The organism is Ensifer adhaerens (genome assembly GCF_020035535.1).
Taxonomy (GTDB): Bacteria; Pseudomonadota; Alphaproteobacteria; order Rhizobiales; family Rhizobiaceae; genus Ensifer.
Window position 1 is genome coordinate 2,904,943 of record NZ_CP083349.1, and the last position, 22,558, is coordinate 2,927,500.

General features: G+C 61.5%; 18 protein-coding genes, 1 tRNA gene and 2 rRNA genes (1 of these 21 cut by a window edge). 8 read left to right on the plus strand and 13 right to left on the minus strand.

Annotated features, from left to right (window positions below; genetic code table 11):
• Positions 1–36: 36 nt before the first annotated feature.
• From LAC81_RS14295 to LAC81_RS14320, 6 genes are all read left to right on the plus strand, one after another.
• Positions 37–423 carry a c-type cytochrome gene (locus tag LAC81_RS14295; RefSeq protein WP_223725333.1) on the plus strand — a complete coding sequence of 129 codons (387 nt, stop codon included), beginning with the start codon at positions 37–39 and terminating at the stop codon, positions 421–423.
• 243 nt (positions 424–666) lie between these two features.
• Positions 667–1,509 (plus strand): cytochrome c oxidase subunit II, encoded by an 843-nt coding sequence (locus LAC81_RS14300; protein WP_223725334.1) that lies wholly within the window; start codon positions 667–669, stop codon positions 1,507–1,509.
• 144 nt (positions 1,510–1,653) lie between these two features.
• Positions 1,654–3,432 carry a cytochrome c oxidase subunit I gene (gene ctaD / locus LAC81_RS14305; protein ID WP_223725335.1) on the plus strand — a complete coding sequence of 593 codons (1,779 nt, stop codon included), beginning with the start codon at positions 1,654–1,656 and terminating at the stop codon, positions 3,430–3,432.
• Positions 3,429–4,133, plus strand: a complete 705-nt coding sequence (locus LAC81_RS14310; RefSeq protein ID WP_223725336.1) for a cytochrome c oxidase subunit 3 — start codon at positions 3,429–3,431, stop codon at positions 4,131–4,133. The genes ctaD and LAC81_RS14310 overlap by 4 nt, the downstream gene beginning before the upstream one ends.
• 12 nt (positions 4,134–4,145) lie before the next feature.
• The gene (locus LAC81_RS14315) at positions 4,146–4,868 is read left to right on the plus strand and encodes a heme-copper oxidase subunit III family protein (RefSeq protein ID WP_113539179.1); all 723 of its coding nucleotides are present in this window, start codon (positions 4,146–4,148) and stop codon (positions 4,866–4,868) included.
• A gap of 9 nt (positions 4,869–4,877) precedes the next feature.
• A complete protein-coding gene (locus LAC81_RS14320; protein WP_113539178.1) occupies positions 4,878–5,258 on the plus strand; it encodes a cytochrome C oxidase subunit IV family protein in 381 nt (126 codons plus the stop codon).
• A 90-nt stretch (positions 5,259–5,348) separates the two neighbouring features.
• Here LAC81_RS14320 and LAC81_RS14325 read toward each other — a convergent pair whose 3' ends face one another.
• The 7 genes from LAC81_RS14325 to LAC81_RS14355 form a co-directional block, all read right to left on the minus strand.
• Positions 5,349–6,107: an ATP-binding cassette domain-containing protein gene (locus tag LAC81_RS14325; protein ID WP_223725337.1), complete on the minus strand. Its 759-nt coding sequence runs from the start codon at positions 6,105–6,107 to the stop codon at positions 5,349–5,351.
• Positions 6,108–6,118: 11 nt separating this feature from the next.
• Positions 6,119–7,318, minus strand: coding sequence for an alanine racemase (locus LAC81_RS14330; RefSeq protein WP_223725338.1), 1,200 nt, complete (start codon positions 7,316–7,318; stop codon positions 6,119–6,121).
• An 11-nt stretch (positions 7,319–7,329) separates the two neighbouring features.
• Complete coding sequence (locus LAC81_RS14335) at positions 7,330–8,307, minus strand: ABC transporter permease (RefSeq protein ID WP_223725339.1); 978 nt, start codon at positions 8,305–8,307, stop codon at positions 7,330–7,332.
• 149 nt (positions 8,308–8,456) lie between these two features.
• Positions 8,457–9,521, minus strand: a complete 1,065-nt coding sequence (locus tag LAC81_RS14340; protein WP_223725340.1) for a substrate-binding domain-containing protein — start codon at positions 9,519–9,521, stop codon at positions 8,457–8,459.
• A gap of 58 nt (positions 9,522–9,579) precedes the next feature.
• Entirely contained in the window at positions 9,580–10,641 is a 1,062-nt protein-coding gene (locus LAC81_RS14345; RefSeq protein ID WP_223725341.1) for a substrate-binding domain-containing protein, read from the minus strand.
• 26 nt (positions 10,642–10,667) lie between these two features.
• Positions 10,668–11,927: a M20 family metallopeptidase gene (locus LAC81_RS14350; RefSeq protein WP_223725342.1), complete on the minus strand. Its 1,260-nt coding sequence runs from the start codon at positions 11,925–11,927 to the stop codon at positions 10,668–10,670.
• A complete protein-coding gene (locus LAC81_RS14355) occupies positions 11,927–13,138 on the minus strand; it encodes an ROK family transcriptional regulator (RefSeq protein WP_223725343.1) in 1,212 nt (403 codons plus the stop codon). Before LAC81_RS14355 ends, LAC81_RS14350 begins: the two co-directional genes overlap by 1 nt.
• 358 nt (positions 13,139–13,496) lie before the next feature.
• Here LAC81_RS14355 and LAC81_RS14360 point away from each other — a divergent pair, with 358 nt between their 5' ends.
• Positions 13,497–16,058: a GcvT family protein gene (locus LAC81_RS14360; protein ID WP_223725344.1), complete on the plus strand. Its 2,562-nt coding sequence runs from the start codon at positions 13,497–13,499 to the stop codon at positions 16,056–16,058.
• Between the two features lie 80 nt (positions 16,059–16,138).
• Here LAC81_RS14360 and LAC81_RS14365 read toward each other — a convergent pair whose 3' ends face one another.
• Entirely contained in the window at positions 16,139–17,068 is a 930-nt protein-coding gene (locus LAC81_RS14365) for an aldo/keto reductase (RefSeq protein ID WP_223725345.1), read from the minus strand.
• 255 nt (positions 17,069–17,323) lie between these two features.
• A complete protein-coding gene (locus LAC81_RS14370; RefSeq protein ID WP_223725346.1) occupies positions 17,324–18,112 on the minus strand; it encodes an SDR family NAD(P)-dependent oxidoreductase in 789 nt (262 codons plus the stop codon).
• A gap of 96 nt (positions 18,113–18,208) precedes the next feature.
• Between LAC81_RS14370 and LAC81_RS14375 the strand changes: the two genes are divergently transcribed.
• Positions 18,209–18,769 (plus strand): TetR/AcrR family transcriptional regulator, encoded by a 561-nt coding sequence (locus tag LAC81_RS14375; protein ID WP_223725347.1) that lies wholly within the window; start codon positions 18,209–18,211, stop codon positions 18,767–18,769.
• Between the two features lie 251 nt (positions 18,770–19,020).
• Here the strand turns inward: LAC81_RS14375 and LAC81_RS14380 are convergent.
• From LAC81_RS14380 to LAC81_RS14395, 4 genes are all read right to left on the minus strand, one after another.
• Positions 19,021–20,210 (minus strand): IS3 family transposase gene (locus LAC81_RS14380; RefSeq protein ID WP_223725348.1). Its coding sequence is split into 2 segments (ribosomal slippage): positions 19,021–19,958 and positions 19,958–20,210, totalling 1,191 coding nucleotides; the frame shifts between segments, so codons are not numbered across the junction.
• 188 nt (positions 20,211–20,398) lie between these two features.
• Positions 20,399–20,475 (minus strand) — tRNA-Met (locus LAC81_RS14385).
• A gap of 298 nt (positions 20,476–20,773) precedes the next feature.
• A 5S ribosomal RNA gene (gene rrf / locus LAC81_RS14390) occupies positions 20,774–20,888 on the minus strand.
• A 121-nt stretch (positions 20,889–21,009) separates the two neighbouring features.
• A 23S ribosomal RNA gene (locus LAC81_RS14395) occupies positions 21,010–22,558 on the minus strand; it runs 1,248 nt beyond the window's last position.

Consider the following 22,558-nt stretch of genomic DNA (forward strand, 5'->3'; position numbering starts at 1 on the left):
TTCCTTGCCTGCGCCCGGCGATTTTGAGGAAGTGTCATGCGAATTCTTGTTGTTGCCCTCGCCCTTTCGACAACCCTGCTCTGTCCGCTCGCTACCCGCGCCCAAGAAGGTGATGCCGCAGCCGGCGCCACCGTTTTCAAGAAATGCGCCGTCTGTCACATCGCTGACAGCGATACCAACAAGGTCGGCCCATCGCTCAACCACGTGTTGGGGCGGACCGCCGGCACCCATCCCAACTTCAGCTACTCCTCGGCAATGGTCGATGCCGGCAAGGGTGGCCTGGTCTGGGATGAGACGACGCTGCGCGACTACCTGCACAATCCCAAGGCCAAGGTTAAGGGCACGAAGATGGCCTTTGCCGGCCTGAAGGACGACACCGACATCTCCAACCTCCTCGCCTACCTCAAGCAGTATTCGCAGTAGCCGAGAAAGATTAGAGATAGACTCGATCTAAGACCGGACGGCGAATTGCGACTGTTTGACGTTCGTGCAATAATTGCACCTACAGCGCCCGCGCGCCTTATCAGACGCGCAAAGGTCGCTGTAGAATTTTGAAAATCCTGCATGTTCTGTCCTCAATCGGCTACGAATAAAGGAAACATGCAGCAGAGCTCTACGGATTGCGTATTCATGCCCACAGCCGCCCGCGGCGAGGAGGGACAAGAAATGGCCGTGGTAGTTATTCTGATTTTTCTGGCTATCGGATCGGTATTGTTCCATCTGTTTAGCCCGTGGTGGTGGACGCCCATCGCGTCCAACTGGAATTACATCGACAATACGCTCATCATTACCTTCTGGATCACCGGCTTCGTCTTCGTCGCCGTGGTGCTTTTCATGGCCTATTGCGTCCTCCGTTTTCGGCATCGCCCGGGAAACCGGGCGGCCTATGAACCGGAAAACCGCAAGCTCGAAGGATGGCTCGCCGGCGGCACGACGCTCGGTGTCGCCGCGATGCTGACACCCGGCCTCTTCGTCTGGCATCAATTCGTCACCGTGCCGAACGGTGCCGCAGAGGTCGAGGTCGTCGGCCAGCAATGGTTGTGGAGCTTCCGCCTGCCCGGTGCCGACGGCAAGCTCGGAACCTCCGAAACCCGCGACGTGACGCCGGAGAACGCGCTCGGCCTCAATCGCAACGATCCGGCAGCGCTTGACGATTACGTCATCGAGGGCGGCGAACTGCATCTCGAGGTCGGCAAGCCGATCAAGATCCTCCTGCGTTCGGTCGACGTGCTGCACGATTTCTACGTGCCGGAGTTCCGCGCCAAGATGGACATGGTGCCGGGCATGGTCACCTATTTCTGGCTGACACCGACGCGCACCGGCACGTTTGAAGTCCTGTGCGCAGAGCTCTGCGGCGTCGGACATCCGCAGATGCGCGGTACCGTCGTCGTCGACAGCGCCGCCGACTATCAGGCCTGGCTGTCGCAGCAGCAGACCTTTTCACAGATGATGGCAGCGACAGAGACGAAACAGACGGCGCAGGCAGTGACTGCCGCCCCGGCGCAATAGGAGGCGCCCCGACGGCCAAAGCGGAATGCGGGTTTTCCGCCCGCATCCCGCTCGTGAGCGAAAGCAACTCCCCAGTTATCGTTCCGGAGTTGCGTGTTTCAAAGCGTTGGATCGCGATGATCCGGTGTTGGGAGGTTCTCGCAGATGGTCGACATCCGGTCAGGTACGGGCGAACCGATAGGTCCCGCGGAAGTGGAGGATGTCGAACTCTATCATCCTCATAGCTGGTGGACGCGCTACGTCTTCAGCCAGGATGCCAAGATCATCGCCGTGCAATATGCCTCGACCGCGATCGCCATCGGCATGGTCGCGCTGGTGCTGTCCTGGCTGATGCGCCTGCAACTCGGCTTTCCCGGCGCCTTCGCCTTCATCGATGCGGAGCGCTACTACCAGTTCATCACCATGCACGGCATGATCATGGTGATCTATCTCTTGACCGCGCTCTTCCTCGGCGGCTTCGGCAACTACCTGATCCCGCTGATGCTCGGTGCGCGCGACATGGTCTTTCCCTATGCCAACATGCTGAGTTACTGGCTCTATTTGCTGGCCGTGCTCGTGCTGGTTGCAAGTTTCTTCGCGCCCGGCGGGCCGACCGGCGCCGGCTGGACGCTCTACCCGCCGCAGGCCCTGCTCTCCGGCACGCCGGGAGGCAAGGACTGGGGCATCATCCTGATGCTCTCCTCCCTCATCCTCTTCATCATCGGCTTCACCATGGGTGGGCTCAACTATGTGGTCACCGTGCTCCAGGGCCGCGCCCGCGGCATGACGCTGATGCGCATGCCCCTCACCGTCTGGGGTATCTTCACGGCGACGGTCATGGCGCTGCTCGCCTTTCCCGCCCTCTTCGTCGCCTGCGTCATGATGCTCTTCGATCGCGTGCTTGGCACCAGCTTCTTCATGCCCGCGATCGTCGAGATGGGCGAGCAGCTGCAGCACGGCGGCGGCAGCCCGATCCTGTTCCAACACCTCTTCTGGTTCTTCGGCCACCCGGAAGTCTACATCGTGGCGCTACCGGCCTTCGGCATCGTCTCCGATCTGATCAGCACCCACGCCCGCAAGAACATCTTCGGGTACCGCATGATGGTCTGGGCGATCGTCATCATCGGCGCGCTTTCCTTCGTCGTCTGGGCGCACCACATGTATGTGAGCGGCATGAACCCCTATTTCGGCTTCTTCTTCGCGACGACCACGCTGATCATCGCCGTGCCGACGGCGATCAAGGTCTATAACTGGGTGCTGACGCTCTGGCGCGGCGACATCCACCTGACGCTGCCGATGCTCTTTGCGCTCGCCTTCATCGTCACCTTCGTCAATGGCGGACTGACGGGCCTGTTCCTCGGCAACGTCGTCGTCGACGTGCCGCTCTCCGACACGATGTTCGTCGTCGCCCATTTCCACATGGTCATGGGCGTGGCGCCTATCATGGTGATTTTCGGGGCGATCTATCACTGGTACCCGAAGATCACCGGCCGCATGCTCAACGAGACGCTCGGGCAGATCCATTTCTGGGTCACCTTCGTCGGCGCCTATCTGATCTTCTTCCCCATGCACTATCTCGGGCTGATCGGCGTTCCCCGCCGCTACTATGAAATGGGAGAAACCGCCTTCGTGCCGGCCTCCGCCCATACGCTCAACGAATTCATCACCATCATGGCGCTGATCGTCGGCGCCGCGCAGATCGTCTTCCTCTTCAACCTCGTCTGGAGCATTCGCCATGGCCGCGAGGCCGGCGGCAATCCGTGGCGGGCGACGACGCTCGAATGGCAGACGCCGGAAACGCCGCCACGCCACGGCAACTGGGGCAAGGAGCTGCCGGTCGTCTACCGTTGGGCCTATGATTACAGCGTGCCCGGGGCGCCCGAGGACTTCATTCCGCAGAACCAGCCGGGTTCGATCGGCCTTGCGCCGGAGGGGGCCTCATGAACGTCGCCCTCATCTTCCTGGCGGTGATCCTTGCGATCGCCGGCTGGTGGCTCAGCCGGCAAAGGCTCTTTTCCAAACCCTGGCTGGAGGTCGGCCACGCGCACGATCCCCGACCACACGGCCGGCCTTCGATCCCGGCCGCAAAGATCGGCCTTGGCGTTTTCCTTGCCGTGGTCGGCGCGCTCTTCTCGCTGTTCATGAGCGCCTATTTCATGCGCATGGCATCCGCCGACTGGTGGTCGACGCCGATGCCGAAGGTCCTCTGGCTGAACACCGCCATCCTCGGGCTCGGCAGCCTCTTGCTTCACGCCGCGCGCGTGACGGCGGAGCATCACCGTGACGAGGCAAGTCGCACGGCGCTGATCGCCGCCCTTGCCGCGGGCCTCGCCTTTCTCGCTGGACAGGTCTTCGCCTGGCGCGAACTGACCGACGCCGGCTATCTGCTTGCCGACAACCCGGCCAACAGCTTCTTCTACATGATATCCGGCATGCATGGCCTTCACATTCTCGGCGGCCTCTTTGCGCTCGCCCGGGTCATCGTGAAAACGCGCAGCGGCCCGATGGGCGAAAAGGCCGTTCTGTCGATCACGCTCTGCGCCACCTACTGGCATTTCATGCTGGCCGTTTGGCTGGTGCTTTTCGCGCTCTTTTCCGGTTGGGCAAACGATTTCGTCGAGCTCTGCCGGCAACTCTTGACCTGAGGGAGCCGTCGCATGTCCGCCGAGACACATTCGCCTGTCAGAGAACCGCTCCATCGCCCGGCGGGCCTTGCCGGCTTTACCGCCGACTGGGCCTCCGATCAGCGGGCGTTCAAGAACGTCTCCTGGGGCAAGGCGATGATGTGGATCTTCCTCCTCAGCGACACCTTCATCTTCGGCTGCTTCCTCGTCGCCTACATGTCGGCGCGCATGTCGACCGCCGTTCCCTGGCCGAACCCGAGCGAGGTGTTCGCGCTGCATATTGGCGGCACCGACGTGCCACTGATCCTCATCGCGATCATGACGTTCGTGCTGATCTCCTCAAGCGGTACCATGGCCATGGCCGTCAACTTCGGCTATCGCCGCGACCGCAAGAAGACAGCGCTCCTCATGCTGCTGACCGCCCTTTTCGGCGCCACCTTCGTCGGCATGCAGGCTTTCGAGTGGACAAAGCTGATCACCGAGGGCGTACGTCCCTGGGGCAACCCCTGGGGTGCTGCCCAATTCGGCTCCACCTTCTTCATGATCACCGGCTTCCACGGCACGCACGTCACGATCGGCGTCATTTTCCTGCTGATCATTGCCCGCAAGGTCTGGCGCGGCGACTTCGATACCGGCAAGCGTGGCTTCTTCACGAGCCGCAAGGGACAATACGAAATCGTCGAGATCACCGGCCTTTACTGGCACTTCGTCGATCTCGTCTGGGTCTTCATCTTCGCATTCTTCTATCTGTGGTGAGGCATGGCCATGGCAGAGACGACGGCACACACCGGCACGGTACCGCAAGGGCAAGCACAAACGCAGGCACCGGCGCATGAACACCAGCAGCACCCGATCGGGCTCTACCTGGTCGTCTGGTTGCTGCTCTTCGTGCTCAGCACCTTCTCCTACCTCGTCGACTACATCGGGCTGCAGGGCTATCTCAGATGGTCGCTGATCCTGCTTTTCATGGTGCTGAAGGCTGGGCTCATCGTCTCGATCTTCATGCACATGGCCTGGGAACGGCTGGCACTGATCTATGCGATCCTCCTGCCCCCCCTCCTGGTGCTTGTCTTCGTCGCGCTGATGGTTTCGGAATCGCACTACGTGCTCTTCACCCGCCTGACGTTCTTCGGCGCCGCACCGTAAAGTGGCGCGGCAACGTCGGCGCCACGCTTGAGATCCGGTACGTCCTGGAGTTACCCCCTCTGCAGAGGGGGGTAAGCGACGTCCCTAGCTTCAGTGCTGCTGAAGCCCTGTGATCATCGCAATGATCTCGTTCTTGTCGGTCTTCGCCGTCTCCCGGATGCCGATCTGCTTGCCGCGGCGCAGGACACAGATGCGGTCGGCAAGCTTGAACACCTGATCCAGACTGTGGCTGATGATCAGCACGCCGATATTGCGGCGCTTGAGCGATTCCACGATTTCCTCGACCTTGGCGGTTTCGGCAACGCCGAGGGCCGCCGTCGGCTCGTCGAGAAGGATCAGCTTGCTCGCCCAATGGGTGGCGCGCGCGATGGCGACGCCCTGCCGCTGCCCGCCCGAAAGATCGCGGATCGTCGCATGGGCCGAGGGGATGCGGACATCGAGGTCCTTCACAAGCGTCTCGGTCTCGGCAATCATCCGGCGACGGTCGAGCAGGCCGAAGCGGTTGGTGGGCTCACGACCGAGGAACATGTTCATGTAGACCGTCTGCTGGTCGGCAAGCGCCAGATCCTGGTACACGACCTCTATGCCGTGGGCTCGCGCCATGGTGGCGCTCGACATCGCCACCGTCTCGTTCTCGATGGTGATCGTGCCCGAGGTCGGCGTGTAGACGCCTGAGATGATCTTGATCAGCGTCGACTTGCCGGCACCATTGTCGCCGACGAGCGCGACGATCTCGCCCGGACGGACCTCGAGCGAGAAGTTCTCGATCGCGGTGACGCCGCCGAAGGTCTTGCGGATGTCCTTCAGCTTCAGGACCGGCTCGCGCGCAGAATTGGTGTTCACGTTCATCACGTCGCCCCTCAAACCGGCCAGGCCGCGGTTTCGCCGAAACCGTTTTCGATCGTTTCAACCTTCGGCATGCCCTTCGAGATGCCCGAAACGCCGACGACATAGGCGCGTGTGACGAAGGCCTGGCCACGGAAGCCGAACACGGCCGTATCGCCGGGCTTTGGCGCCGCCGGTCCACTGGCGTCGATCATCGCGTAGTAGTCGATCGCCGAGGGTGGCGGCACTTCGACGCTTCGGAGTGCCGTTTCGGCCGTCGTCGGTTCGGGCGATACAATCGCCTTGACGTCATAGTCGGGGAAGATCGGATCGATGTAGAAGCCGCCGCCGAAGCAATAGGCCTTGCCGCCCGAAAGATGCGAGACCTCGGTGAGATAGAGCACGGCCGGCAACTCCGGCAGATCCTCCATCACATGCAGCGCCGTCGTGCCATGCAGGCCGTTGCCCGGCTCGCACTGGGTCGCGCCGGCTTCGGCGAGTGCGGGAAGCATGACGCTGGAGGTTGTGCCCGGCGCATTGACCTCGATGCCCTTGCGGCCGGCCCTGGCGAGCGCCTCGGCGGCCTTCGACAGCGTTGCCAGATTGTGCGTCGGCTTCACCTTGCGGCTTTCATGATCATAGAGCAGCGCCGGAAAGGTGGTGATGCCGGCAAACCGGCCGCCGTCGAGCGCATCGAGCCGGTCGGCAACCGCAGCAATATCAGCGGCATCAAACCCGCCTTCATGGCCGCGGTAGAAGGTATCGCCTTCCGCACGGATGCGGGCAAGCAGGTCCTGGCGGTAGCCGGCAGCTTTGGCGCCGGACGCAGCCTCGCCGGCCTTCTCATCGTTGAACACCGTCCAATAGTCTGGCCGGAACGTTTTCGCTGCAGCGGCTGCCTCATGGTGCGCCACCTGCTGCAGGTGGCCGAGATGACCGACCTTCAGACCGGCCCTGTGAGTCGCGCGGGCGCAGGCCATGTCGACAGCGACCGAGCGATCGATACCGCCACGTTGCACCGCGTCGCAGAAGGAACTGGAACGGCCGACCTGCTTGGTCATGGCAAAGATCTTCAGGCCGAGGCGACGAGCCTCGTCGCTCAAGACCTTGGCATTGGCCTCAACCGCATCGAGGTCGAGAACATAGGCGTTTGCAGGAATCTTGCCCTGTTGATGCAGAGCCATTGCCGCTTCGATGAAGGCCGGGTTGCGGCGGCGAAGAACGTCGAGAAACATGAAATCCTCCTTCAGCGGGATTTTTCGCGCAGCGACACGGCGACCGCAGCGAGGATGATGAGACCGCGAACGATCATCTGGTCGGAAACGGAAAGGCCCATCAGGATCAGGCCATTGTTGAGCATGCCCATCATCAGCGAGCCGACAAGCGCGCCGATGATCGTGCCCTTGCCGCCGTTGAGCAGCGTGCCGCCGACGATGACGGCGGCGATCACGGTCATCAGGTCGGTCTCGCCGAGCGTGTACTTGGCGGCCTGCAGGCGGCCGGCGTAGAGCAGGCCCGCAAGCCCCGCTAGGCCGCCGCTGATCACCAGAACCGTCAGTCGGATGCGCGGGACGCTGATGCCCGAGACGCTCGCCGCGCGGCTGTTGTCGCCCGTCGCCAGCACATGGGCCCCGAAGCGGGTCTCGCGGTAGATGACGTGGCCGCAGACAACAGCGACCACCGTCCACCAGATCAGCGAGGGCACGCCGAGGAACGAACCCGAACCGAAGAAGCCGGTGAAGGTGCTGTCGGTGACCGGAATGGAGCGCAGGTTCGTCATCGACCGGGAGACGCCGGCAAAGAGCCCGAGGGTGGCGAGCGTCACCAGGAATGATGGCAGCTTGACATAGGCGACAAGCACGCCGTTCAAGAGCCCGATCATCAGGCCCGCACCAATGCCGACGACGACGCCGGCGACGAGGCCGTAATCATTGACCGTCACCGCCGCTGCCAGCGCCGAGACGGCGACCGTCGAGCCGATCGAAAGGTCGATTTCGCCCGCGGACATGACGAAGACGAGGCCGATCGCCATGATCGTCACCGGCGCTGTCTGCAGCATGATGTTCGACAGGTTGCGAACGGTCAGGAAGCCGCTGTCCTTCAGGACGATGGCGAAGAACAGAAAGATCGCCAGGAAGCCGAGATAGACGACGTATTGCTGCAGGTTGAGACGATTGACGAGGCTTGCCGGCTGGCCGCTCGCGCTGGAATGGGCACTGGACATCATTCTTCCTCCGAAGACAGGGAGATACTCCCCCTGCACTACGGCGCCGCGCGCCTGAGTGGACGCGCAACGGTCGCCGTAGCACTATGAAAAAGCTGCACGTTTGTCCCAAGTCCACTACGGTTTAGGGACGCATGCAGCAGGCATCGTCACTTCATCGCATCCGCGATCGTCGCGGGTACGTCCTTGTTGAGGGACTTCTTCCAGCCGTCGGCGACCGTCGCCTTGGTCACGGCGAGCGAGTCGACCACCAGGAACGGTTCCGCCTTCTTGCCGACCAGGGACCCCGCCGCGGCGCGCGCCGCGGTGACGCCGATATTGTAGGCTTCGTCGGCGACAAGTGCCGCAATGTTGCCGCCCTTGACCATGTCCAGCGCGGCCGGCTCGTTGAGGTCGAGCGTCACGATCTTGGTGTGGGTGTTGCCTGCTCCGCGCAGTGTCGAAAGCACACTCAACGCCGGCTCCGCCCAGGTCACATAAATGCCGTCGAGGTCCGGGTTCTGGGTGATCATCCCTTGCGCGATTTCTTCGCTGCGGGCGGGATCTGCCATGCCGGCCTCGGCAACGATCTTCATATCAGGATAGTCCTGTTCGATCGTCGACTTGAAGGCGCCGTCGCGCTGGTTGGTGACGTAGAAATCGGCGTCATGATAGATGTAGCCGAGCTTGCCCTTGCCGCCGAGCGCATCGGCCATGGCAACGGCGGCCTTGTTGCCCATCTGGAAGAGGTCGTCCGAGACGATTGTCACATAGTCCTTGCCGTGTTCGTAGCCGGCTGGCGAATTGTCGACGAAGGCGAGCTTCACACCGGCAGTACGGGCCGGATCGTAGACAACGGCAGCGGTTGCCGGATCGACCGGCAGCGACAGGATGATCGAGGGCTTCTTGGCAAGAACAGTCTCGACATCGGATTTCTGCCGGGCGGCATCGAAGCCCGCATCGGTCTGGGCGACCACCTCGATGCCCAGCCGCTTGAACTCGTCATAGGCGCCGCTGTTCACCGCGTTGGTGTATTCGCTCATCTCGTGCCAGACGAGGGCTGCGGTAAACTTGCCGTCCTTGATCTGCTGCTCTTCCGCTGCCGTCAGCGCAAATGTGCTGGCAGGCGTTGGCGCCTCTCCGTGCGGACCCGTGGTCTTGCCGTCAGCCGCATGGCCCGACGTTGCGGCCAAAACCGCTGCGAGCAACGCGAAGTGTCTCACTGCCTCGTGCATTTCTGCCTCCCGATATGGTGATGCCGCCGGAACAGCCTCCCTTCCGGCGGCTCGTTTGTTACTTGGCCGCGTCGAGCACGGATTGCGGCGCATCGCGGTTGAGAGACTGCTTCCAGCCTTCGGCTACGTTTTCCTTGGTGACGGTCAGCGCCGGAGCAACGACGAAGGCCGGGGTCTGTTGACCGAGCAGCGACTTCAGGCCGGCAGCAGCCATAGCGCGTCCAAGCTCATAGGCCTTGTCGGCGACCAGTGCCGTGACATTGCCGCCCTTGACCATGTCGAGCGCAACCGGTTCGGCGAGATCGAGCGTGACGATCTTGGTCTTGGTATTGCCGCTGGAGCGAAGCGCGGAAAGCACGCCGTCGGCAGGCTCGGCCCAGGTTACATAGATGCCATCGAGATCGGGGTTCTGAAGCAGCATGGCGCTCGCCAGTTCCTCCGCACGTGCCGGGTCGGAGATGCCCTGTTCGGCAACGATCTTGATATCCGGATAGTCCTTTTCGATCGTCGACTTGAAGGCCTTGTCGCGCTGGTTGGTCACATAGTAGCTGGCATCGTGGAAGATGTAGCCGACCTTGCCCTTGTTGCCGATCGCCTTGGCCAGCGCGTCGGCCGCCTGCTTGCCCATCTGGTAGAGATCGTCGGTGACGATCGAAGCATAATCGGCGCCCTGCTTGTAGCCGCTCGGCAGGTTGGAGAGGAACACCAGCTTGCTGCCATCGGTCACCGCCTGGCGGAATGCCTCGGCCGAGGTCACCGGATCGAGCGGCAGTGCCAGGATGACATTGGGCTTGGCGGCAAGTGCTGTTTCGATGTCGCTGCGTTGGCGCGCCGCATCGAAACCGGCATCCGTCGTTACTGCGATCTCCACGCCGGCACGGGCGAATTCATCCTTGGCGCCGGCCGAAACGGCATTGGTGAAGTCCGACGAGGTGTGCCACAGCAGCGCCGCCTTGTAACCTTTGCCCTTGAGCGCGCCGATATCGGCGTCGGTCAGGGCGACATCGGCACTCGGCGTTGCGCTCTCACCGGACGGACCGACCGTCTGGGCGGAAGCGGCGCCTGCGGCAAGTACGAAACCGCTGACAAGTGCAGCAGCCATCAATTTCTTCAAAAGCATTGTCTCTCTCCCTCTTGTTCAACAGTTCAGTCCACGACGCCGCAATAGCGCGCCATGAAGGCAGCAAAGCCGACGACACCGGCGAGGTATTCCTCCACCTCGACCCGTTCTTCGTAGGTATGGCAGTTGCGGATATCGCCAGGCGCGCAGTAGACGGCAGGTATGCCTAGGCGATTGACGAAAAACGGCGTCTCCGACCAGAAGGGCGCACCTTCGATCACGCCGCGCCCGACCATGGCTTCGGCCATGGCAGTGGACAAAGCGCCGACTTCCGCCGCGGTCTCGTCGATCTCGGCCGCCGTGCCACCGAGCTGATGGTCACGGCCGGCCGGATAGGAAAACTCGACGGCAATCTCAGGGTCGGTGATCGCTGAGCGAACGGCCGCTTCGATCTCGGCCGCCGCCTTGTCCAGAGATTCACCCGGCAAGAGTTTGCGGATCAGCGACAGGGTGCAGCGCTCGGGCACAGCAATATAGCCGCCGCCGGCGAGGCCCGTGATCAACAGGAAACTGCGGCCGATCAGCTTGTGTTCGGCACGGGCGGCAATCTCGTCGGAATGTGCCCAGAGCGCAGACATCGCCGCATGGCTGGCGCGCAGGGCATCCTTGCCGAGTTCGGGAACGCCGAAATAGGCGGATTTGCCCGTTATGGTGATGTCGGTGATGAAAAAGCCGATCTGCGCCGGATAGACCGAAAGCCGGGTCGGCTCGACATAGACGACGAAATCCGGCCGCGCGATCTCGCCCGTTTCGATGCGGGTGACGAGGTCCTTGATGCCTGCCGAAACACCGGTGCCCGGCTGGCCGCTTTCCTCATCGCCGACAAAGGCGAAGGCGATGTCGCCGGCAAGCTTGACGCCTGCCCGATCGAGCAGCGACAGGGCGGAAAGCGAAGAGCATATGCCGGCCTTGAGATCGCCCGAGCCGCGCCCCCAGACCGCGCCGTCGATGATCGGCGCCGCGAAGGGATCCTCCCGCTCGGTGCCCGCCCAATGTTCGCGCCAGCCGTCGACGTGCACGGTATCCGTATGACCGATGAACAGCAGCCGCGGTCCGCTGCCGGTGCCCTTCCGCTCGGCCCAGACATTCGGGCGGCCAGGCCGAAACTCCGCGGTCGTCAACCCATCGAGGCCAAGGCTCTGCATCGCCTCGGCAAGGTACGAGACGACATTGGCTTCATTGCCGGTAATGCTCTCGCGCCCGATCGCGCCGCGGAAAAGCGCAATTGCGGCCTCTTTGTCGAGTGCTTCGCGCAGCCGTTCGACCAGGCCATCCGTCGTCGTCATCACATCGCCTCCCGAAGTGCGTTGACATTGGCCCGCGGCAGGGAGATCCGGCCATCGGGCGCATCGACCCCGAAGAGGGTATTGTGCAATTGGCTCAGTCCGATCGCCGCAGCACCGATGATCGCCGCGCGCGAACCGAGCTCGCCTGTCTCGACGGTGACGGGATAGGGAAAGCACTGCGGCAGGAAGGTCTTCACCCGCTCCAGCATTTCCGGCCGCAAGCCGATCGACCCACCGAGAATGACCTTCTGCGGGTTGGCGATTGCTGCAATCGCAGCAACACCGCGGGCAAGGAATCGCCCGGTCTCATCGAGCACCGACACGGCCGCGGCGTCGCCGGCCTCCGCATTGGCAAAGATCGTGGGCACGGTGACGCTCTTGCCCGAAAGGGCGGCATATCGTTCCGCCATGCCATGTGAGGCAACGGCCCGCTCGAAGGCGCCGGTGCGCAGCGATTCCGCTTCGAACGGATCGGCGCCGAGCGGCAGAAAGCCCATTTCACCCGCCGCGTTGCTGGCGCCGCGCACCAGATGACCGCCGACCATCAGGCCGCTGCCGACACCGGTACCAAGCGCCACATAGGCAAGATTGTCGATCCCCTGCCCCTGCCCCAGCCAGTTCTCACCGAGCACCGCAAGATTGACGTCGTTTTCAAGCATGGCACCGAAGCCGAGCACCTCTTCGAAGGCACCGACGACATCCATCGTATCGAAGCCGGCGATGTTCGGCGCAAGCAGCACGCGGCCGGTTTCGCTGCAGGGCGCGCCGGGTACGCCGACGACGGCGAGACGGATTTTTTCGCGGGCGATCTTCTGGTGCGACGCCGCAGCAAAAGCCATGTCGGCGATCTGCTCGACTACGAAGCGGCCGCCGCGCGGATCGGTCGGCGCCGTGTCTTCGGCAAAGATCTGGCAGGCAAGATCGGTGATCGCCACCCGCACTTTCGTGCCGCCGAGGTCGACGGCGATGATGTAGGCCGCATCGCAGACCAACTCATAGGTGACGGCGGTTCGCCCGACATGGCCGCTGGTGCGTCCCGTCTCCTGAACCCACCCCTCTTCTTCGAGCCCGCGAACGATCTCGGAGATGGTCTGCTTGGAGAGGCCGGTCTGCTTGGAAATCGATGCACGCGATATCGGCCCACCCTGGACGATCGCTTCCATGACGGAACGCTGCGAGAATTTCCGGGAGATGCGCAGGCTGTCGTTCACGGTGGCCCCTTTTAATTCGTTCTGTTACCGAACTTATTAATATCAGCGACCGCTGTCAATCTTACCCGATGGGATTATCTTTCGTGACGGGCCGCCCGCGCGCCCGAGAAACAGAGCGCCGGCAATGGCGCATTCGGATGCATCCGGATTTGCGATATGCTAGAGAAATCCACATTCGCGCCGAATGGCGCTTTCTCTCACGAAATCAGTGGCATGACCGTCCTTACCGCTCTCCCGTCACGATCCGCAGATTGCTCGGCTGCCGTCGTGCAGTTTGATGAGAATGTCGTAGACAGGCTGTAGTCGGAACGTATCACGCCCTAAAATCCGGCATCCAATCCAACTAGGGTCGCAATCAATGGCAGAGTTTCCGCAAAAGGCGAAAGTCGTAATCATCGGGCTGGGTGGCATCGTCGGTGCTTCGATCGCGCATCACCTGATCGAGCGCGGCTGGGATGACATCGTCGGCATCGACAAGTCCGGCGTCCCGACCGATATCGGCTCTACGGCGCACGCCTCGGACTTCTGCTACACCACCAGCCACGACTACCTCTCGGTCTGGACGACGCAATACTCGATCGATTTCTTCGAGAAGATGGGTCACTACGCCCGCATCGGGGGTCTCGAAGTCGCGCGCACCGGCGACGACGTCTGGATGGAAGAGATCAAGCGCAAACTCTCCTCCGCCAAGGCCTTCGGTACCCGCGCCCACTATGTTTCGCCCGCCGAAATCAAGAAGATGTTCCCCTTGATCGAGGAAGATCAGGTCATGGGCGGCATGTTCGATCCGGATGCCGGCCTCGTCATCCCGCGCTCCCAGACGGTAGCCGGAAAGTTGGTCGATGCGGCGGAAAAGTCCGGCAAGCTGCAGGTCTTCGGCAACACGCCGGCACAGTCGCTGATCGTCGAGAATGGCCGCATCAAGGGCGTCGTCACCCATCGCGGCACGATCATGGCCGACCATGTCGTCGTCTGCGCCGGCATCTGGGGCCGCCTGATCGCCGAAATGGTCGGCGAGGACCTCCCGGTCATGCCGGTCGACCATCCACTCACCTTCTTCGGTCCGTACAACGAGTTCGAAGGCACCGGCAAGGAGATCGGCTTCCCGCTGCTGCGCGACCAGGGCAACTCAGCCTACATGCGCGACACGGGCGACCCGAAGACCACCGAAGGCGGCCAGATCGAGTGGGGCTACTACGAGACCACCAATCCGCGCCTCTGCCATCCGCGTAACATCCTCGAAAAGCACGAGGCGCGCCTGTCGCCCTCGCAGCGCGACCTCGATATGGAACAGATCATCGAGCCGCTCGAGCGCGCCATGGAGCTGACGCCGATCCTCGGCGAACTCGGCTACAACGAGGGCCATTCCTTCAACGGCCTTCTGCAGGTTTCGGCCGCCGGCGGTCCCTCCTGTGGCGAGAGCCAGAAGGTGCGCGGCCTCTGGTACTGCGTCGCCATCTGGGTGAAGGACGGCCCCGGCTACGGCAAGCTGATCGCCGACTGGATGACGGACGGCCGCACCGAGATCGACCACGCCTCGATCGACTATTCGCGCTTCTACCCGCACCAGCTTGAGGAAAAGTTCATCGAGGGTCGCTGCTTCGAGGCGGCGCAGAAGATCTACTATCCGGCGGTGCACACCCGCGAGCCCTATGCCAGCGGCCGAAATGTCAAGCGCTCGCCCTTCTACGAGCGCGAGAAGGAGCTCGGCGGCTACTTCATGGAGCTTGGCGGCTGGGAGCGCGCCCATGGCTACGCCGCCAACGAGCATCTGCTCGAAAAATACGGCGACCGCGTACCCGTGCGTGAGAACGAGTGGGACAGCCGCCATTTCTGGCGCGTCTCCAACGCCGAACATCTGGCGATGAGCGAGGATTGCGGCATCGTCAACCTCTCGCACTTCCACATGGTCGACATAGAGGGTCCGGACCATGTCGAACTGCTCGAATGGCTTTGCGCCGCCAAGATCGGCGGTGACGGCAACATCGGCAAGGGCATCTACACCCACTTCCTCGATGACGAAGGCATGGTTCGCGCCGATTTCACCGTCTTCCGCATGGCCGATCGCTGCCGTCTCGTGAACGGCGCCGATGCCGGCCCGCGCGACTTCCAGTACATGCGCCGCGTCGCCGAGGACCGTGGCCTCGACGTCACCATCACCGACGTCTCGGAGAAGTTCATCACCATCGGCATCTGGGGTCCCAACGCTCGCCAGACGCTGAAGAAGGTCGTTGCCGATCCCACCGGTCTCGATATCGAGAACTTCGCCTTCGCCGCGATCAAGCCGATCGAGATCGCCGGAAAGAAGGTCACCGCTTTCCGCATCTCCTATGTCGGCGAGCAGGGCTGGGAACTGCACATGAAGTATGAAGATGGTCTGGCCGTCTGGGACGCGCTGCGCGCCACCGGCGTCATGGCCTTCGGCGTCGAAACCTATGCAAACTCGCGCCGCGTGGAAAAGAGCCTGCGCCTGCAGAACGCCGACCTCCTCACCCAGTACAACCTCATCGAGGCCGACCTCGCTCGCCCGAAGGTCAAGGACGTGGATTTCCGCGGCAAGGCAAAGCATCTCGAATACAAGGCGCGCGAACATCAGCCGGCCATGCTCTGCACGCTCGTCATGACGGAGAACACCGACCGAAGCGGCGTGAAGCGCTACCCTGTCGGCAGCCTGCCGGTCATGGATCCGGAGACCGGCGCCGTGTTGGTCGACGAACTCGGCCGCCGCTCCTACACCACCTCCATCGCCTTTGGGCCCACGATCGGCAAGAACATCGCGCTTGCCTATCTGCCCTGGTCCCATTGCCAGGTTGGCCGCAAACTGAATGTCGAGTATTTCGCCGAGACCTATCCGGTCGAGGTCGTCGGCGTCGGCTACAAGCCGATCTACGACCCCGAAAACCTGAAGCCGCGTACCTGATCGCGCCGGCATCGGAGACCAAAAACAAAAGGCCCGCTCGTCCGAGCGGGCCTTCTTCTTTCTGAACATCGATTTGTCCGTTAGGGCAGCACATGCCCGGCAGCCGTGAAGAGGCGATACCAGTCCTCGCGTGACAGTGTGATATCAGCGCCGGGGGCGATATCGGCCAGTCGTTCCGGGCTGGTGGTCCCCAACACCACCTGAATGTTTGCGGGATGACGGGCAATCCATGCATAGGCAATCGCTGACGGCGATACGGCATACTTCCCGCCGAGCTCGTCCAGCACGCGGTTGAGCTCGGGGAAATTCTTCTCGTCGCCAACGAAGACGCCGCCGAAGAAGCCCTGCTGGAACGGCGACCAGGCCTGCAGCGTCATGCGGTTGATGCGCGAGTAGACGACCACCTCGCCGTCGCGGTCGATCGACTGCTCGAGGCCGGCCATGTTCGCGGCGATGCCGAAGGCGACCGAGGGCGCATGCGCTATGCTAAGCTGGATCTGGTTGGCTACGAGCGGCTGGCGCACTGCCGTTTTCAGCAGATCGATCTGGCGCGGCGTATGGTTCGAGACGCCGAAATGCCGGACCTTGCCGGCCGCCTGCAATTTGTCGAAGGCCGCCGCCACCTCCTCCGGCTCCACCAGCGCATCCGGACGATGCAGCAAGAGAAGATCGAGATAGTCGGTCTTCAGCGCCGCCAGCGATCGATCGACCGATTGCAGGATGTGGTCTTTGGAGAAATCGAAATAGCCGCGGCGGATGCCGCACTTGCTCTGGATAATGATCAGGTCGCGCTCGGCAGGCTTCAGTAGAAGTGCGTCGCCGAAGCGGCGTTCGCAGGCGTGCAACTCCCCGCCGTAGATATCGGCATGATCGAAAACATTGATACCGACATCCCTCGCCTTGCCGTAAAGCCGGCGAATGGCATCGTCGCTGAGATCAGCGATCCGCATCAGGCCGAGAACGGCAGATGAAACGGAGAGGTCGGTTGTTCCCAGGCTGAATTTTTTCATCGGTTTACGCTCGCATCATCGACGTCGTTTTGAAGGAGGAATTCCCGCCCGCAGCCGCAAAAGGCTTGCGATAGCGATTCTGTAATCCTCAATCTCTACCAGCCCGGAGGCACTTGGCAAACGTCCGGGCCCTGTCGACGACCATACGACGCGGGCCACATAGGCGATCGATGAGATGTGCAGCCATGCTAAGCTTCGCTGTTCTATCGTCATGGGAGCCGACTGAACCGCCCGCTCCCATGTCTCACGATCTGGTCAAGCGGCCGACCGGTAACGTTCGGCGGGCTCGGACTGCCCGAAATTGGGCAGCATCGCCTGGCGCGCAGCATCAAGGGTGTTCCACTGCTCGGCATCCGGCAGCGGCGGGATTGTGACCAGCTCGCGGCGATCGAAACCGACGAGGGCCGCATCGACGAGATCGCCAACCTCCATCACGCCGGCAAGCGTTGCAACGTCGACGCCCGCATGATCCCAGATTTCGGTGCGCGTCGCCGCCGGCAGCACGGCCTGCACATAGACGCCCTTGGACGCCAGTTCGACGTTCAACCCCTGGGAGAGAAACAGCACGAAGGCCTTCGTCGCGCCATAGACGGTGGCGCCCATCTCCGGCGCAAGGCCGACGACAGAAGCGATGTTGACGATCGCGCCCCCACCTCTTTCGGCAAAGCGCGGTGCTACAGCATGAGCCAGCCGCGTGACGGCAGTGATGTTGAGCGAGATCAGCTTTGAAATGTCCTCACCCTTTTGCTGCAGGAACCCGCGCGGGATCGATGTGCCGGCATTGTTGACCAGAATACCGATACGCTGATCTTCACGCAGGCGCTGCTCGACCTTGGCCAGATCCTGCTCGTCCGTCAGGTCGGCGGGCACAACGTCTACATCGACACCGGTCTCACTTCGCAGCCGCTCGGCAAGCGCTGCCAAGCGCACGGCATTGCGCGCGACCAGAATGAGATCGTGTCCGCGGCGGGCAAATCGCTCCGCATAGGTGGCGCCGATACCGGTGGAGGCACCGGTTACGAGGACTGCAGGCTTCTTGCTCATCAGGTGTGCTCCTTTGATTTATTCATGATTGTCATCATGTATTTGTATATATGATACTCATCATGTATAATGTCAAACGAAATTTGGGAGACGATGATGCGCGTGAGCCGAAAGCAGGTTGAAGAGAACAAGCGGACGATTCTGGAGGCAGCCGGCCGGCTGTTCCGGGAGCGCGGCTTCGAGTCCGTTACCGTGACGGACGTCATGAAAGCAGCCGGGCTGACGCATGGCGGCTTCTACGGTTACTTCAAGTCCAAGGATGATCTGATTGCCCAGACGCTGGCCGAACTGCAACCGGAAACCTCGCCTGGTCCCGTCAGTCTTGCGACGATTGTCGAACGCTATCTATCGCCGGAACATCGCGACGACTTTGGCAATGGCTGCGCGATCGCGGCGTTGGCGCCGGAGGTGATCCGCCAGCCGGGAGGCGCGCGCTCTGAGATGACCGCAGCACTCAAGCACCGCCTCTCCCGTTTCGTCCGGGTGGCGCCGGGAGATAATGACGCTGACAGGCGCCGTGCAGCGATCGGCAGTTGGTCGGCCATGGTCGGCGCCCTGATCCTGGCCCGAATGTCTGACGACCCGGCTCTTTCGAACGAGATCCTTGTCGAGACGCGCGCGTGGTTGACCGAGCAGCAGAGCGTTTCCGACACCTAAAGCCTGTCGCACAGAAATGCGCAGCGGTTTTGCGACAGCGACATGCGAAATAGCAGGAACTTAAAGCGCAAGGAGCGAATCTCAACGATCGCGCTGCGCTTTGGGGTCACAGCGAGCATGGCATCCGGTAGATGCGCGGAACGGAGGCCGCCCCCCTCCCCACCCAAGAAGTGAGCGTTTGACCCGCAAGCAGCAACGCCCCTCACCCGTGCCGTGATGGAGGTGATTGCTGCTGACCTGCCACTGAACTTTCATCCAGCGGCGATTAGAGCCCCGGCGGTTTTCGATACGCCATTTGGCGCGGTGGGAGCAACCGGCGGAAACGCGTAGCCTTCATCTTGCGCAGCGTTGGAGCCGGTTGCGGCGATGGTCCCGGCATAGTTGGCCGGGGTCTGATATCCGAGCGATGAGTGTGGCCGGAAATTGTTGTAATCCTCCGCCCATTCGGAAATGGCGCTGCGAGCGTGGCCGAGACCGAAGAACAGGCTCTCGTTCAGCAGTTCGTCGCGCATGCGGCCGTTGAAGGATTCGACGTAGCCGTTCTGCATCGGCTTTCCCGGCGCGATGTAGTGCCATTCGACCTTGTGCTCCTTTGACCAGGCGAGGATCGCGTTCGACGTGAACTCCGTGCCATGGTCGGAGACGATCATGCCGGGCTTGCCGCGCCGTTCGATAAGCGCCGTCAGTTCGCGGGCGACCCGACGCCCGGAGATCGATGTGTCGGGGATTGCCGCCAGGCATTCGCGCGTCACGTCATCGACGATGTTGAGCACGCGAAACCTCCTTCCGCAGGCAAACTGGTCGTGGACGAAATCCAGCGACCAGCGGGCATTGGCCTTCGCTTCGACCAGGATCGGCGCACGCGTGCCGACGGCACGCCGTCTGGCTTTCCGCTTGCGGACCGACAGCCCTTCCTCGCGGTAGAGCCGGTAGATGCGATTGACGCCGGACGGCTCTCCGTCTCGCTTGAGCAGGACGAACAGCCGCCGATAGCCGAAACGCCGTCGCTCGTTGGCGAGGTCGCGCAGTCTTGCCCGCAGTTCGACCTCCGGCGGCCGGCAGGACCGATAGCGCACCATCTTCCGATCAGCGGATATGATCTGGCAGGCCCGCCGTTCCGAAAGACCCATCACGGTCTTCAGATGCGCGACGGCTTCGCGCTTGGCGGCAGGCCCTACCATTTTTTTGCCAGAAGCTCGCGGAGCGCGGCAGCGTCCAGCATCTGCTCGGCCAACAGCTTCTTCAGCTTAGCATTCTCCTCCTCGAGCGCCTTGAGACGCTTCGCCTCGGAGACCTCCATACCGCCGTATTTGGCTTTCCAGTTATAAAAGGTCGCTTCCGAAATCCCGTGCTTGCGGCAGAGCTCAGCCACCTTCGCGCCAGCCTCCTGCTCCTTCAGCACCGCAATAATCTGCTCTTCCGTAAATCTCTGCTTCTTCATGCGTCCGTCCTTAATCAGGCCGGACTCTAATCCAATCTGGAGGAAATTACCCGTGGCAGGTCACTGCAAGAATTGGGGAAATCCGCCGCTCACGAGCGGTAGTCGGCAATTCACGGAACGGTTGGAGCTTTTGAACGCAAAAATGGCTCCGAGTTTCCTCGGAGCCCTTTGATAAGTCTCGTAAATTTTGGTTGCGGGGGCAGGATTTGAACCTGCGGCCTTCAGGTTATGAGCCTGACGAGCTACCGGGCTGCTCCACCCCGCGCCATCGCGGTAAACCGCTTTGCGGTTTATCCGCTTATTCCGGGTTTTGCCGGAGGCAAAATCCCGTTTATCCGGTCAGCGCAAATCCCTATGGGATTTGTCGCGGTAACGTAAATCCCGAAGGGATTTATGGTCTGTTCCGAGCAAATCCGTGAGGATTTGTCTCGTGTAAGGGACGCACTGCTTGTTTCCGGTCTAGCAAAACAAAAGGGCCGCTTGAGGGCGGCCCGTGTTCGGCTGGGCCGAGGCGGAAGAGAAGATGATCGTTTGATTTCCGGGTTTTATCTTGCGTTTTGCAGACCTGGCAGCGACCTACTCTCCCGCGTCTTAAGACGAAGTACCATCGGCGCTGGGGCGTTTCACGGCCGTGTTCGGAATGGGAACGGGTGCAGCCACCCCGCCAGAACCACCAGGTCGGCAAAGCGCAAGATTTGCGCCTAGCTTGGCGCAAACCGGATGAGAAGCTGGTGAAGCGAGATGCTTCGTTTTGTTTTGAACACGTCATTTCATCTATCGATGAACACAAGCAATGGGAACGATCAAGCCAATCGAACGATTAGTACTGGTAAGCTTCATGCGTTGCCGCACTTCCACACCCAGCCTATCAACGTGGTCGTCTTCCACGGTTCTCAAGGGAATACTCGTTTTCAGGTTGGTTTCCCGCTTAGATGCCTTCAGCGGTTATCCATTCCATATATAGCTACCCTGCTATGCCCTTGGCAGGACAACAGGTCCACCAGAGATATGTCCATCCCGGTCCTCTCGTACTAGGGACAGATCCTGTCAATATTCCTACACCCACGGCAGATAGGGACCGAACTGTCTCACGACGTTCTGAACCCAGCTCACGTACCGCTTTAATTGGCGAACAGCCAAACCCTTGGGACCTGCTCCAGCCCCAGGATGCGATGAGCCGACATCGAGGTGCCAAACAACCCCGTCGATATGGACTCTTGGGGGTCATCAGCCTGTTATCCCCGGCGTACCTTTTATCCGTTGAGCGATGGCCCTTCCACGCGGGACCACCGGATCACTATGACCGACTTTCGTCTCTGCTCGACTTGTCAGTCTCGCAGTCAGGCGGGCTTATGCCATTGCACTCGACGACCGATTTCCGACCGGTCTGAGCCCACCATCGCGCGCCTCCGTTACTCTTTCGGAGGCGACCGCCCCAGTCAAACTACCCACCATACACTGTCCCGGATCCGGATGACGGACCGCGGTTAGACATCCATGACGATAAGGGTGGTATTTCAAGGATGGCTCCACAAGAACTGGCGTCCCTGCTTCAAAGCCTACCACCTATCCTACACATGCCGACACGAATGCCAGTGTAAAGCTATAGTAAAGGTGCACGGGGTCTTTCCGTCTGACCGCAGGAACCCCGCATCTTCACGGGGAATTCAATTTCACTGAGTCTATGCTGGAGACAGCGGGGAAGTCGTTACGCCATTCGTGCAGGTCGGAACTTACCCGACAAGGAATTTCGCTACCTTAGGACCGTTATAGTTACGGCCGCCGTTTACTGGGGCTTCGATTCAGAGCTTGCACCCCTCCTCTTAACCTTCCAGCACCGGGCAGGCGTCAGACCCTATACGTCGTCTTGCGACTTCGCAGAGCCCTGTGTTTTTGATAAACAGTCGCTACCCCCTGGTCTGTGCCACCCTTCCATACTTGCGTACAAAAGGGTCACGCTTCTTCCGAAGTTACGCGTGCAATTTGCCGAGTTCCTTCAGCATAGTTCTCTCAAGCGCCTTGGTATACTCTACCTGACCACCTGTGTCGGTTTCGGGTACGGTCTATAATGGTGGAGCTATTTCCTGGAACCGCGTCCCCGCCCGGACAATCCAATAAGTCCGAACAAGTTAAGCGATCCGTCACTACCACCAGGCCCACGAATATTAACGTGGTTCCCATCGACTACGCGTGTCCGCCTCGTCTTAGGGGCCGGCTAACCCTGCTCAGATTAACTTTAAGCAGGAACCCTTGGTCTTTCGGCGAGAGGGTCTCTCACCCTCTTTATCGTTACTCATGTCAACATTCGCACTTCCGATACCTCCAGGACCCCTCACGGGTATCCCTTC

Bases quoted from the DNA above. Each gene is read 5' to 3' on its own strand.
- LAC81_RS14295 (WP_223725333.1), top strand. From the start codon at position 37: ATGCGAATTCTTGTTGTTGCCCTCGCCCTTTCGACAACCCTGCTCTGT.
- LAC81_RS14300 (WP_223725334.1), top strand. From the start codon at position 667: ATGGCCGTGGTAGTTATTCTGATTTTTCTGGCTATCGGATCGGTATTG.
- ctaD (WP_223725335.1), top strand. From the start codon at position 1,654: ATGGTCGACATCCGGTCAGGTACGGGCGAACCGATAGGTCCCGCGGAA.
- LAC81_RS14310 (WP_223725336.1), top strand. From the start codon at position 3,429: ATGAACGTCGCCCTCATCTTCCTGGCGGTGATCCTTGCGATCGCCGGC.
- LAC81_RS14315 (WP_113539179.1), top strand. From the start codon at position 4,146: ATGTCCGCCGAGACACATTCGCCTGTCAGAGAACCGCTCCATCGCCCG.
- LAC81_RS14320 (WP_113539178.1), top strand. From the start codon at position 4,878: ATGGCAGAGACGACGGCACACACCGGCACGGTACCGCAAGGGCAAGCA.
- LAC81_RS14325 (WP_223725337.1), bottom strand. From the start codon at position 6,107: ATGAACGTGAACACCAATTCTGCGCGCGAGCCGGTCCTGAAGCTGAAG.
- LAC81_RS14330 (WP_223725338.1), bottom strand. From the start codon at position 7,318: ATGTTTCTCGACGTTCTTCGCCGCCGCAACCCGGCCTTCATCGAAGCG.
- LAC81_RS14335 (WP_223725339.1), bottom strand. From the start codon at position 8,307: ATGTCCAGTGCCCATTCCAGCGCGAGCGGCCAGCCGGCAAGCCTCGTC.
- LAC81_RS14340 (WP_223725340.1), bottom strand. From the start codon at position 9,521: ATGCACGAGGCAGTGAGACACTTCGCGTTGCTCGCAGCGGTTTTGGCC.
- LAC81_RS14345 (WP_223725341.1), bottom strand. From the start codon at position 10,641: ATGCTTTTGAAGAAATTGATGGCTGCTGCACTTGTCAGCGGTTTCGTA.
- LAC81_RS14350 (WP_223725342.1), bottom strand. From the start codon at position 11,927: ATGACGACGACGGATGGCCTGGTCGAACGGCTGCGCGAAGCACTCGAC.
- LAC81_RS14360 (WP_223725344.1), top strand. From the start codon at position 13,497: ATGGCAGAGTTTCCGCAAAAGGCGAAAGTCGTAATCATCGGGCTGGGT.
- LAC81_RS14365 (WP_223725345.1), bottom strand. From the start codon at position 17,068: ATGAAAAAATTCAGCCTGGGAACAACCGACCTCTCCGTTTCATCTGCC.
- LAC81_RS14370 (WP_223725346.1), bottom strand. From the start codon at position 18,112: ATGAGCAAGAAGCCTGCAGTCCTCGTAACCGGTGCCTCCACCGGTATC.
- LAC81_RS14375 (WP_223725347.1), top strand. From the start codon at position 18,209: ATGCGCGTGAGCCGAAAGCAGGTTGAAGAGAACAAGCGGACGATTCTG.